The organism is Brevundimonas sp. GN22 (genome assembly GCF_054824005.1).
Map to the genome: position 1 here is coordinate 1 of NZ_JSYD01000106.1, position 11814 is coordinate 11814.

An 11814-nucleotide genomic window follows, 5' to 3' on the forward strand; every position below is an offset into this window, starting at 1 on the left:
CGAGAAGAACCAGCGGGTGAAGAACCCCGGCATGTGATTGTCTGTTGCGCTAGCGCTAGCCATGATGAGTGTGCTCTCGCAAATCTTTATTGGGCAGCCGGTGCGGCAGCAGCAGGTGCTGCAGCCGCTTCGGTCTGGGCTGGGGTCGGGGCTGCCGCAGCAGCATCAGCGGCCGGAGCAGCAGGGGCCGGAGCTGCAGCCGGAGCAGCAATTTCGGTACCCGGCATGGAACCGCCCTTCGAGGCGACCCAAGCTTCGAACTCTTCCTGGGTCACAACATTGACCTGGATCGGCATGAAGGCGTGGTCGACACCGCACAGTTCCGAGCATTGGCCGTAATAGGTGCCAACCTTCTCGGCCTTGAACCAGGTGTGGTTGGTCTTGCCCGGAATGGCGTCGATCTTCACGCCAAAGGCCGGAACAGCCACAGCGTGGATCACGTCGGCAGCGGTGATCAGCAGTTCGACCGTTGCGCCAACCGGCACAACCATAGGCTGGTCAGCGGCCAGACGGTAAAGCTGCTTACCGGCTTTATCTTCCGGCAGCATGTTCGAGATGTATTCCGGAACCTTGTGGTCCGGATACTCGTAGGCCCAGTTCCACTGGTTGCCGGTGACCTTCACGCGGACGTCCGGCTCCGGCATGTTCTCGTAAGCGAACAGCAGGCGGAACGAGAACAGCGCGATGACCATCAGGATCAGGATCGGCACAACCGTCCAGATCACTTCGATGACCGTGTTGTGTGCCCATTTTGCCGGCGTGGGATTGGCGCGCTTGTTATAGCGCACGCAAATCCACAGCAGCAGTGCCAGCACCAGAACGCTGATGCCGATGCACATCGGCAGCAACACATACTGGTGGAAGTCGTGCACCTGGTGCTTCAGCGGCGATGCCGCCGGCTGAAGACCGATTGCACCCGGGGTCGGCTGCCCCACAAGTTCTTGCGCCCATGTCGGCGCAGCAACGAATGCGCCAAGCGCAGCCGTGGCGATACCCGCCCCCAACCGCGCTATAGCTCGCGTGCCCATCCCCATTCGAGAAGTCCTCATAAACCGTTCTGCCGCAGACGCCTGCGAAGCAATCGCAAACGCGCTGAGGCCCGTTCGAACCGCAGCGTTTGGGCGGTCGTTATCGGACAAAATGGCGTCGGGCAAGGTGTCTGACACATTCCGCAGCACAAGGTTGTTAGAAAGCCGCTCATTAAAAGGTGTTCATGTTTTGAAAGGTACCTTGCGTCACAAGATACCTTGTCATAACCATTGGACATGAACCGAGGGAACGAAATGCCCGAAACAATCGATATCCAACTGAAGAAAGGGGTCCTTGGACTGTGCGTCCTTGCCCTGCTCGCCCGTAGCGACAGCTACGCCTATGAGATCGCTTCTCGCCTGTCGGATGCAATCGGAATGGGTGAAGGCACGATCTACCCGCTGATGCGCCGCATGCAGACGGACGGACAGGTCGAAACCTATCTGGTCGAATCGTCCAGCGGTCCCTCGCGCAAATATTACCGCCTGACCGCCAAGGGTCACGAAGCCCTCGCCGCCCAGAGCACCGAGTGGAAGGCCTTCGCCAACGCCGTCGGCGACCTTCTGAGCGCCGCCACCTCGGCGGACACCATCAACGCGGGCGCACCAAAGCCCGTACCGGCCCTCACGGCCGCTGTATCCGACAAGGGAGCTGAATAATGAACCGCAACGAGTTCCTCGCCCGTCTCCGTCGCGGTCTGGTGGGTCTGACCAAGTCCGCTGCCGACGACATCGTGGCCGACTATGAAGCCCACTTCGACGACGCCGTCGCTGCTGGCCGCTCCGAAGCCGATGTCTCTGCCGCCCTTGGCGATCCGGACCGTCTGGCCCGCGAACTGAAGGCCGAAGCCGGTGCGCAGGCCTGGGCCCAGCAGCCGACCGCCTCCAACGCCCTGGGTGCCGTTCTGGGTATTCTGGGTCTGGGTGCCATCGACATCCTGATCCTGCTGCCGCTGGTTCTGCCGGTGTTCGGTACGGTTCTCGCCTTCCTCGTCGCCGGTGTCGGCATCTTCATCGCCGGTGGCGGTGTGATGGTCGTCGGTCCGTTCGCCGGACTGCCGGGCGGCATCCTCGCAGCCTTCCTTCTGGGTATCGGCCTGATGGGTCTGGGCGTCTTCATGATCGCCGCCATGGCCATCCTGATCAAATGGCTGATCGACGCGACCATCTGGTACGCCCGCCTGCACTACCGAGTCGCCAAACCCGCCCTCGAACCGGCTAACGCCTGATCTGCGCCCCTTACAGGAATAGGACACTGACATGATCCGCAATCTGTTCATCATCGGGGCCTCGGGTCTGGCCCTGGCTATTGTCGGCATCGGCGGCGCAGCAGCCGTCGGCGGCTCCGATCTGGCTAAGCACAGCTGGACCTGGGTGTTTGACGACAATGAAAACGACGGCGTCCGCGTCGTCCGCGAGCAACTGCCCGCCCCGATCACCCGCACCATAGAGTGGGCGGGCGGCGACAGCCTCGCCATCGACATCCCCGGCAAGGTCGTCTTCATTCAGGACGCCAGCGCCTCGGGCATCACCATCGAGGGTCAAAAGGAACTGGCCGAGAAGGTCACCCTGTCCGACGGCCGCCTGCGCCTCGACACCCCGGACCGTCGCGGCTCCGACCGCAGCTATGTGACGTGGGACGCCTCGGGCATCCGCGGCTGGAACGAGCGCGAACGCCTGACCATCACCATCCGCGCGCCTTCGGTGAAGTCGTTCGAGCTGTTCGGTCACACCAACCTTCTGGTGCGTGACTACAACCAGCCTGACCTGAAGCTGGCCCTGACGGGCAGCGCGGACGCAGAAGTCATCGGTCGCACCCAGTCGATCACGGTCGACGCCTCGGGACATGCCTCGGCCGAACTGGACGAACTGCTGACGGAAAACGCCACCATTCGCACCAGCGGCAACGCCGACGTCGAAACCTCGGCCAATGGCAAGGTTGACGTGGTCGCTACCGGCAACAGCTCGATCAGCTTCAGCCGCCGACCGGCCGAACTGCGTCAGGAACTGTCGCAAGAAGCGACGGTCGATCAGGACTAAGCCCAACCAAAGGGCGCTGCACCTTCTCTCCCCCGCCTCGCAGCGTCCACTTCGCAAAGCCCTCGCTCGTCAGGCGGGGGCTTTTTCTTTGCGCCCGCCCGCGCCCGCGCCTATCTAGCGACTATGAGCTCTTCCACTTCTGTCTCTTCGCCCTCGCCCATTCTCGACGCCGCTGGTGTCGATGCGTCCGATGCCCTGTCCATCCTGCAAACCGCGCTGGAGGGTGCCGACGACGGCGAACTGTTCCTCGAAAAGACCGAGAGCGAATCCCTCCTGTTCGACGATGGCCGCCTCAAGAGCGCCAACTACGACGCCACCGAAGGCTTCGGCCTGCGTGTGGTCGCAGGCGAGACCGCAGGCTTCGCCCACGCCAATGAAATCTCCGCCGCCGCTATCGCGCGCGCAGGCGACAGCGCAGCCCTTGCCAAGCGCGGCTACTCCGGCACCGCCGCCGAAGCCCCGCTGGCCACCAATCAGCGCCTCTATGCGCCGGTCGATCCGCTGCTAGCCCCGTCCTTCTCGGACAAGATCGCCCTGCTGGCCGAGATCGACGCCTTTGCCCGCGCCCGCGACCCGCATGTGGTTCAGGTGTCGGCCTCCATCGTCGGCGAGCGCCGCACCATCGACATCCTGCGCGGCGACGGCCAGATCCTCAGCGACATCCGCCCGCTGGTACGCCTGAACGTCTCGGTGACGGTCGAGAAGAACGGCAAGCGGGAAACCGCATCCTCCGGTGCCGGCGGCCGCGCCGCCTTCGAGGAATGGATCAAGCCGGAAAGCTGGCAGGGCCAGGTCGACAAGGCTCTGCGTCAGGCCATGATCAACCTCGAAGCCATCGACTGCCCCGCAGGCGAGATGGACGTCGTTCTGGGCGCTGGCTGGCCGGGCGTGCTGCTACACGAAGCTATCGGCCACGGCTTCGAGGGCGACTTCCACCGCAAGGGTTCGTCGGTGTTCACCGGAATGATGGGCAAGCGCGTCGCCGCCCCCGGCGTCACGGTCGTCGATGACGGGTCGATTGCCGACCGTCGCGGCTCGCTGTCGTTCGACGACGAAGGCACGCCGACCTCGCGCACCGTTCTTATCGAGGACGGCATCATGGTCGGCCTGATGCACGACCGCCTGTCGGCCCGCCAGCTGAACACCCGCGCCACGGGCAATGGCCGCCGCCAGTCCTTCGCCCACCAGCCGATGCCGCGCATGACCAATACCTTCATGGAAGGCGGCAATGACAAGTTCGAAGACATGATCGCCTCGACCAAGCGCGGCCTCTACGCCGCCAACTTCGGCGGCGGTCAGGTGGACATCACCAACGGCAAGTTCGTGTTCCAGTGCACCGAGGCCTACCTCATCGAGGACGGCAAGATCACCACGCCGGTTCGCGGCGCGACCCTGATCGGTGACGGTGCCACGGCGCTTACCAAGATCGAGATGATCGGCGACGACTTCGCCTTCGACCCCGGCGTCGGCACCTGCGGCAAGGCCGGACAAGGCGTCCCCGTCGGCATCGGCCAACCCAGCCTCAAAATGGGCGGCCTCACCGTCGGCGGCACCGCCGTCTAACCCTTCAAAGGCCACCCCACCACGGGTGGCCTTTTTCGTCGAAGCGCCTAAGGTCAAACAACGTTCTTATACCTAGACAGGGTGCTTCAAATGCCCTCGGATCGCTCGCTTTTGATCGTCATGACGCAATCTTGGCGCTCGTCGAAACGCCTGTATCTGCACAGGATCAAGCCGCCGACGACGACTGGGATTATGGCGAGGACGTCCAAAAGAACACCTATGTCGCTTCGGTAACCTACGGATCGGGCCAGACCCTGATGGCGCACTGTGGCGACGACAGATTCTCCCTTGCGATACTCGGGCTTCCCGATCAGGCAGGACAGCCCTATTCAGCAACGGCCCAGATCGGCTCTACCTCTGTGCAACAGACATGGAAGAAGATGGGCGGTGTAGCTTGGCTCAGCACTGAACCGGCACGTGATGCGCGTGCCCTGCGTCGCGGCGGCCGCCCGCATCGAACCCCTCAGGGCGTCCGGCTTGCTGACGTTGAGCAAGAAGCCCGTCAATGGAACGGCAAACCCGTTCACCCGAGACACGCCCAAGCGAACGAAGGCCGCGTAGCACACATCAGCCTCCCGATAGAGCAGGTCGTAGCAGCGCGCTGACCCTCGCGATCCATCCAAGGCAAGATGCTGGCATGAGCAGAAAACGCGCAATCCTTACGGTCGGACTAGTGGCGATGCTTTGCGCCTGCCAATCTCCGCCCCACCTGCGCGTAGATGACCTTGCGGTCCTCCCTGAAGGGGCAATGGCCAAGTCCGACTATGCTCGCTTCTACGCCCTGATCGAACTTAAGTCCGAACTAGACCTGCCCTTCACAACCTCACACACCTTCACATTGGCCGCGCCTAGAAAAGTTTGGGTCAGCGTATTTACCGAGGATGTGGAATTAGCCGCCAACATACCCAGCGTCCCCTGGCCGCCCTCCGGCGCGACACGGATTGAAGCCATGGAAGACTTTCCACAAATCTTCCATGGCGGCTGCAGGGTTGTAAATCTGGTCGCGGATTTCGAGACAGGCGAAACCTTGGCGAGCTGGTGCAATGTCGACGACAGACCGTCAGCTTTACCTTCCAAGGTTCCCTATTATTACGCCGAAAACTCGCCCCTTCGCGAAAACTAGCCCTTACGCGCAGCCATCGCCTGCTGCCATTTGGACGGCGGCTTGTCCGTTCGGTGAACACATCCGGGCCAGCAGCAGGGGCGGCGCTTGCCCTCGTGCATTTCCTCAAGAGTGCGCCTGATCCGCTTTTCGCGGGTCGGTGCCTGTTTGGTATCCTCGACCCAGCAGATGAACTCGTTGCGCCCCAGCGGTGTCAGCCCCTGCCAAAGCGCAAACGCCGCCACGTCCGCACGGATAGCCGCCTCCAGATCAGATGCCACCTCGTGCACAACACCTTGGGCAATAGGTTCGGACGTCGCACTCATCGCTTCATCTCCGACGCTCTACTTCCAGTCAGGCCCGTCGATCTCGTATCCGGCGGCCACCAACTGATCCAGCACCCCGTCAGCTTCCCCCAGCGTCCGGATCGGCGCAACCGCCAGCGTCACGCCGTCATCGGCAATCGCAGTCGAGATGGCATTGACCCATTCAGCCCGCATCCGCCCCCGCACCGACGGATCACCCCACGGCCAGCATTCGTCCATCACCGCATCAAACGGCGATGCCAATACGGCCTTCACATCCAGCTTGCGCCAAGCCTCGGCACGGTCCGCCATGGCACCGGCCCCGTACTCTGCCGCACCCATCGCCGCCCTCAAACACGACAGTTGCGTCTCCGGCGGCGAAGAAATCAGCGAATCGACCAGTTCACTGCCCCGTACAACACCGATGCTATGCGTCTTGATATCGGCGCGACGCGCGGCCCGTTCGGCGACCCGCTCGACCCTCGGGTCACGCGAGCCATCCTCTCCGGCACGCTCCCGCACCAGACCCATCGCCACCATCAGCGGTCGCGTCCGGACCCAGCCATGATTCCGTTCATAAGCCTGTAACGGCACCAGACGCAGAAAATCCTCGGCAGGGATCACCTCGTTCAGCGTCTGTTGGTCCGGCAACAACACAATGGTCCGTGCCCGCCAAAGTATCCGCAAGATATCCGCAGGCGAAGCCCGCATGTCCTGCGCGAACAGGACACGATCCACCCGCCCCACGGCACCCTCCAGCGCCTCGGCCCGCCATTCAAAGCCTTTGGGCACTTCGCGGATCATGCCGACAAGGATCAGCACCCCGTCATCGCCCCTGCGCACGGTCCACATCGGCAAGCCCGCACGGCGCGCCGTCACAATAACTTCGTCGACTTGCACTGCGTCCGAACCGGAAATTTGCGCACCGACATCTAAACCTTGCGCCCAAGACGGCAACGAAAGCGCAAAAACAGCAACGAAAGAACAGACAAATACTAAACGTTTTATTCTATTCATCTCTGCCCCATCATTCGTTGCGCGTTCTTAACGTACATTACATCTCGGTAATCGTGGACGATGTTTAATCCACCTGTACAGCTTGTAACTGGTTACTACCGTAAACTGGCCGCAAAACGTCCTCAACATTTTTGAGGAAGGGGCCACCCATGGTTGCCAAGCGCATTCTACTCACCACCACGATTCTCTGCCTCGGCATGGCCGCCCCGCTTGCCGCCCAGGCCATGGAAGCGTCGCCTCCGGCCGCGCCCGCTCCTCAAGCCAATGATCAGGGCTCCCTGATCTTCCAGCCCGACTTCTTCGCAGCCTACAGCCCGAACACCGCATTGGACATGGTCAACCGCGTCCCCGGCTTCAGCGTCAATGACGGCGACGGCGCCCGCGGCTTCGAAGGCACTGTCGGCAATGTGCTGATCAACGGCAGCCGACCGGCCTCGAAGAACGACACCGGCTCTTCCATCCTTGGCCGCACCCTCGCATCGCGTGTCGAGCGCATCGAGCTGATCCGCGGCGGCGCGCCCGGCATCGAGATGCAGGGCTATGCCATTGTGGTCAACGTCATCCTCAAGACCTCGGCCAGCACCGAGCAGATCGCCAGCTTCAACACCTTCATCTTCGACGGCGGCGGTCAGGACCTTTACGGCGGCAGCTATCAGATCACCCACCGCAAGGGTGACTACACCTACGGCCTGTTCCTGTCCGACAGCATCTCTACCAGCGATTCCAACGGCGAGGGTCCGTTCACCCGCACCACCCCCGACGGCACGGTCCTGCGCAACGAGAACTACTGGAACGACGGCTATGGCGGCGGCCGCAGCATCCGCGGCACCGTCAAAGGCCCGCTGCTGGGCGGCACCGTCGATGTGACGGCCCGCTATGGCGTCAACGACTGGCACGGCGAAAACTACTACACCAGCGCCACTTCCAACCGCGAGGCGGTGGGCGTCAACGACAGCAAGTCGGGCGAACTGGGCATCGTCTACACTCGCCCCGTCACCGGCAAGCTGACCTCCGAAACCCGCATGATCCACGAGTTTGAAAACGTGGATGCGCTGGATCGCAGCAACGTCACGGTCGACGGCGTCGTCTCGCCGGAGCAGCTCTTCACCGCCTCGGGCGAAAGCTCCGAGACCATCCTGCGTAGCCTCCTGCGCTACCAGCACTCCGACAAGCTCCAGTTCGAAGCCGGCGGCGAAGTGGCCTACAACATGCTCGAAGTCGAGCAGGCCTATTCTGTCGGCGGCACCAACGTTCCCCTGCCCTCCGCCTCCATCAAGGTCGAGGAACTGCGCGGCGAACTGTTCGGCAAGGGCACGTGGCGCATCAATCCCAAATGGACGATGGAAGCGGGACTGCGCCTCGAGAACTCCACCATCAGCCAGTCGGGCGATGCCGATCACGAACAGACCTTCTTCTTCGCCAAGCCCCGCGTCCAGCTGACGTGGAACCCGCGCGAGAACACCCAGCTGCGCATGCGCTTCGAGCGCACAGTGGGCCAGCTGGACTTCAACGACTTCGCCGCCTCCGCCGAGTTCAGCAACGAGAACGTCATGGGCGGCAACATCAACCTGTCCCCCGAACAGCGCTGGATCAGCGAGATTTCCTTCGAGCAGCGCTTCCTCAAGGAAGGCATCTTCAGCATCGCCTACCGCCACGATGCCATTGGCGACGTGATCGACGTGATCCCGCTCGATGGTGGTCTGGCCGCCGTCGGCAATATCGGCGACGGCACGCTGGACCAACTGCGCGTGAAGCTGACCCTGCCCACCGACAAGATCGGTATTCGCGGCGGCAAGTTCGACTTTGCCAATAGCTGGAACAAGACCGAGGTCACCGACCCCACCACCGGCCTGACCCGCCCGATCTCCAATCTGCGCCCCAGCCAGGCCGAGCTCTCCTTCGAGCAGAACATCCCGTCGTGGAAGCTCTCGTGGGGCGTCGACTATCTGCCCAAGATCACCGAGACCTCCTATCAGCCCGACTACGTCTCCGGCTGGATGGGCCGCGACTACGGACAGATCTGGGCGGAATACAAGCCGGTGTCGTCCCTCTCGATCCGCGCCCAGTTCAATGTCTGGGACAGCTTCCGCCTCGAGCGCGAGACCTATGCCGACCGCACCACCCGCGCCGTCGCCTACACCGACGTTCGCGACGTCTCCCCGCGCTCCTTCTTCCAGCTGCGCGTGCGCAAAACCTTCTAAGGTTCTCCCCCGCTGTCATCCGTGACGGCCAGTAAAAAGGCGGCACCTCCTCCCGGAAGTGCCGCCTTTCTTATGCGTGTCGCTGAAGGGAGACTTAGCGGATACCCGCCATGCCCTTCTTCAGCAGCGGCGACAGCACCAGCAGTGCCACACCCACGATCACACCGGTCCAGCCGATGGTGCCGAAGATGTCGGCATAGGTCTTCAGAGCGGCTTCCGGATTGGTCACCACACCGGCCACCGTGTCCGAAGAAGTCGCCTGAGCGATCAGGCCGGCAGCCACGTGTGCAACCGACGACGACAGGAACCACACGCCCATCATCATGCCCACCACGCGGTCAACCGACAGCTTGGTGATCATCGACAGACCAACCGGCGACAGGCACAGCTCGCCGAGCGTGTGCAGCAGGTAGGTCAGGAACAGGAAGACCAGCGGAACGCGGAAGTCCACGTTCGCGAAGTTGTTCGAGGCAAAGGTCAGCAGCAGGAAGCCTGCACCCACCAGAGCCAGCGCCCACGAGAACTTGACCGGAGTCGAAGGCTCGAGGTTACGCTTGCCCAGCCAGACCCAAAGCGCGGCGATGATCGGACCGCCGACCACGATGATGCCCGGGTTGAACATCTGGGTCATCGGGGCATTGAACCACGACGGCATCTCGGTCGACTGGTCAGCAAACAGGGTCAGCGAAGAACCGGCTTGTTCGAACAGCGCCCAGAACAGCGTCGAGAAGAAGATCAGGGTCAGCGCCACCAGCATGCGGGTGCGCTCAGCGCCACGCAGCTTGATCAGCACATAGCCAACCACCGAAGCAAAGATCACACCGGCCAGCCAAGGCAGGGCGGTGATGATGATTTCGCTGCGGATCATCAGCAGCCAGGTCGGGAAGACCGCAACCAGACCACCGATCCAGAAGATAGCCTCGAACGGCAGGCCCAGAACCTTGCGGGTCTTGAGCATTTCCGGATTCGGCGGGCTACCGCGACCCTCGAGCCAGCTTTGGCCGAAGATGAAGGTAACCAGACCGATCAGCATGCCGATACCGGCCAGACCGAAGCCATAGGCCCAGCCGTACTTGATACCCAGATACGAGCAGGCCGCAGTGGCCAGCAGCGAACCGAGGTTGATACCGACGTAGAAGATGGTGAAGCCACCATCGCGACGCGGGTCGTTCTGTTCGTACAGGTGACCGACAACCGTCGAGATATTGGCCTTCAGGAAGCCCACACCGACGATGATCAGCGACAAGGCGAAGAACAGGATCGGCTCACCGAAACCGGTGTCGCGGATCGTCTCCAGCTTATAGCTGTCGGCCGGGGTCAGGGCAGGCAGACCCGCTACCGGAGCCGCGGCAACACCTTCGGCCGTCGCAGCCGCAGCCGGTGCCTCGAGGTTGACGATGCCTTCCGGCGTGACCTTGATCAGGGTGCGCTCTTCGCCGTTTACAGCGTAGATCTTGCGGTCCTGGTCGCGGCCTTCGACCTGCAGTTCATAGGTGGTCTCGGCAACCGTCAGGCGCTCTTTGCCGCCGGTGCCTTCAAAGGCCATCATGAAGTGGCCGAACACCAGAAGCACAGCGCCGATGATAACGGCCTTGCGCGATCCCAGATATTTATCGGCGATCATGCCGCCGACGACCGGCATCAGGTAAACCAGCGCGGCATAGGCCGCATAGATACCCTGAGCCTCTTTAGGACCGAACAGGAAATGCTGGGTCAGATACAGGACCAGCAGGGCCCGCATACCGTAGTACGAGAAGCGCTCCCACATTTCGGTGAAGAAGAGAACGACCAGCCCTCGGGGATGTCCGAGGAAGGTCTTGCGGGGCTCGGCCGTAAGGCTGCCCCCAGTTTCCGTCGCTGACACGCGGAACTCCATATCTGCCGCCCCCGTCGGGCGCTGAAACATTGAGAAACAGCACGACACGCCAGTTGTCACAAGATGTTAACGACGTTTTTCGTCTCGAGACCGGCCCAAACTTGCCACATATTCACATAGCTGATGCATTTGACGCCCAGTTCATTCTCCTCGGCAAAAGGATAGCGGCGTGCGCTCGACATACGGCCAAGCTTCTGATACCATCGGTATTGGAAATCCGCCCGCTCCTCGAAGACCCCCTTGGCCATCAGACCTTTCACACTTGCCGATGCAGAAGGCGTCAACGCCTTGCACGCGGATATCCATTGGCCTGTTCCAAGTCTCGACCAGTGGCATTGGCTGGCCCGCAACCCCTGTCATTCCGCCTCTGCGCCCTTGGGCTGGGTCATCGACAATGACGGCAGCATCGACGGATTTCTCGGCAACTACCGGCGCTTCGCCTATCGTCAGCGCAAACGCCACGTCATCGCCTCGGCCTATTCGGTCATCGTCTCGCCGCGCGCAAAAGGCGGCAGTCAGGCCCTGATCCAGACCTTCCTGGCCCAGGAGGGCGTGTTGTTCACGACCATTCTCAACGCCAACGAGGTCGGCAGCCCGATTTACCGCAAACTGGGGATGGAGCCTCTGCCCCACCCCGCGCACGATGTGCGGCTGTCATGGGCACTGGCACCCAGCCTCGCCG

Annotated in this window: 13 protein-coding genes; 8 read left to right on the forward strand and 5 right to left on the reverse strand. The window is 62.3% G+C overall.

Annotated elements, in window-relative coordinates; genetic code table 11:
- Positions 1–86: 86 nt before the first annotated feature.
- On the reverse strand, positions 87–1049 hold the full coding sequence (gene coxB / locus OB03_RS12840) for a cytochrome c oxidase subunit II (RefSeq protein WP_461344410.1): 963 nt from the start codon (positions 1047–1049) through the stop codon (positions 87–89).
- 234 nt (positions 1050–1283) lie between these two features.
- On the opposite strand from coxB, the gene OB03_RS12845 reads away from it, so the two are divergent.
- The 6 genes from OB03_RS12845 to OB03_RS12870 all read left to right on the forward strand — a co-directional run bounded on the left by OB03_RS12845 (position 1284) and on the right by OB03_RS12870 (position 5754).
- Positions 1284–1688 carry a PadR family transcriptional regulator gene (locus OB03_RS12845; RefSeq protein ID WP_242914586.1) on the forward strand — a complete coding sequence of 135 codons (405 nt, stop codon included), beginning with the start codon at positions 1284–1286 and terminating at the stop codon, positions 1686–1688.
- Positions 1688–2257 (forward strand): DUF1700 domain-containing protein, encoded by a 570-nt coding sequence (locus OB03_RS12850; RefSeq protein ID WP_242914584.1) that lies wholly within the window; start codon positions 1688–1690, stop codon positions 2255–2257. Before OB03_RS12845 ends, OB03_RS12850 begins: the two co-directional genes overlap by 1 nt.
- A gap of 31 nt (positions 2258–2288) precedes the next feature.
- A complete protein-coding gene (locus OB03_RS12855; RefSeq protein WP_242914582.1) occupies positions 2289–3068 on the forward strand; it encodes a GIN domain-containing protein in 780 nt (259 codons plus the stop codon).
- Positions 3069–3191: 123 nt separating this feature from the next.
- Positions 3192–4631: a metalloprotease TldD gene (tldD, locus tag OB03_RS12860; protein ID WP_461344411.1), complete on the forward strand. Its 1440-nt coding sequence runs from the start codon at positions 3192–3194 to the stop codon at positions 4629–4631.
- 131 nt (positions 4632–4762) lie between these two features.
- Positions 4763–5236, forward strand: coding sequence for a hypothetical protein (locus tag OB03_RS12865; protein WP_461344412.1), 474 nt, complete (start codon positions 4763–4765; stop codon positions 5234–5236).
- Between the two features lie 143 nt (positions 5237–5379).
- Entirely contained in the window at positions 5380–5754 is a 375-nt protein-coding gene (locus tag OB03_RS12870; protein WP_461344413.1) for a hypothetical protein, read from the forward strand.
- On the opposite strand, the gene OB03_RS12875 is transcribed toward OB03_RS12870, so the two are convergent.
- Both OB03_RS12875 and OB03_RS12880 read right to left on the reverse strand, forming a co-directional pair.
- Entirely contained in the window at positions 5751–6059 is a 309-nt protein-coding gene (locus OB03_RS12875) for a YdeI/OmpD-associated family protein (RefSeq protein ID WP_461344414.1), read from the reverse strand. The genes OB03_RS12870 and OB03_RS12875 overlap by 4 nt on opposite strands.
- Before the next feature lie 18 nt (positions 6060–6077).
- Positions 6078–6938: a TraB/GumN family protein gene (locus OB03_RS12880; protein WP_242914573.1), complete on the reverse strand. Its 861-nt coding sequence runs from the start codon at positions 6936–6938 to the stop codon at positions 6078–6080.
- A gap of 266 nt (positions 6939–7204) precedes the next feature.
- On the opposite strand from OB03_RS12880, the gene OB03_RS12885 reads away from it, so the two are divergent.
- Positions 7205–9256 carry a TonB-dependent receptor plug domain-containing protein gene (locus OB03_RS12885; protein WP_461344415.1) on the forward strand — a complete coding sequence of 684 codons (2052 nt, stop codon included), beginning with the start codon at positions 7205–7207 and terminating at the stop codon, positions 9254–9256.
- 94 nt (positions 9257–9350) lie between these two features.
- Here the strand turns inward: OB03_RS12885 and OB03_RS12890 are convergent, their stop codons facing one another.
- Together OB03_RS12890 and OB03_RS12895 are read right to left on the reverse strand one after the other, a co-directional pair.
- Positions 9351–11120 carry a peptide MFS transporter gene (locus OB03_RS12890; protein WP_242914569.1) on the reverse strand — a complete coding sequence of 590 codons (1770 nt, stop codon included), beginning with the start codon at positions 11118–11120 and terminating at the stop codon, positions 9351–9353.
- A gap of 68 nt (positions 11121–11188) precedes the next feature.
- Positions 11189–11380: a hypothetical protein gene (locus OB03_RS12895; protein WP_461344416.1), complete on the reverse strand. Its 192-nt coding sequence runs from the start codon at positions 11378–11380 to the stop codon at positions 11189–11191.
- Between OB03_RS12895 and OB03_RS12900 the strand changes: the two genes are divergently transcribed.
- The coding region (locus OB03_RS12900; RefSeq protein ID WP_461344417.1) for a GNAT family N-acetyltransferase at positions 11373–11814 on the forward strand (442 nt) is incomplete at its 3' end. The two genes, OB03_RS12895 and OB03_RS12900, sit on opposite strands and share 8 nt — an antisense overlap.

Coding starts and splice junctions, on each gene's coding strand:
- tldD (WP_461344411.1), top strand. CDS start 3,192: ATGAGCTCTTCCACTTCTGTCTCTTCGCCCTCGCCCATTCTCGACGCC.
- OB03_RS12845 (WP_242914586.1), top strand. CDS start 1,284: ATGCCCGAAACAATCGATATCCAACTGAAGAAAGGGGTCCTTGGACTG.
- coxB (WP_461344410.1), bottom strand. CDS start 1,049: ATGAGGACTTCTCGAATGGGGATGGGCACGCGAGCTATAGCGCGGTTG.
- OB03_RS12870 (WP_461344413.1), top strand. CDS start 5,380: ATGGCCAAGTCCGACTATGCTCGCTTCTACGCCCTGATCGAACTTAAG.
- OB03_RS12895 (WP_461344416.1), bottom strand. CDS start 11,380: ATGGCCAAGGGGGTCTTCGAGGAGCGGGCGGATTTCCAATACCGATGG.
- OB03_RS12855 (WP_242914582.1), top strand. CDS start 2,289: ATGATCCGCAATCTGTTCATCATCGGGGCCTCGGGTCTGGCCCTGGCT.
- OB03_RS12850 (WP_242914584.1), top strand. CDS start 1,688: ATGAACCGCAACGAGTTCCTCGCCCGTCTCCGTCGCGGTCTGGTGGGT.
- OB03_RS12875 (WP_461344414.1), bottom strand. CDS start 6,059: ATGAGTGCGACGTCCGAACCTATTGCCCAAGGTGTTGTGCACGAGGTG.
- OB03_RS12885 (WP_461344415.1), top strand. CDS start 7,205: ATGGTTGCCAAGCGCATTCTACTCACCACCACGATTCTCTGCCTCGGC.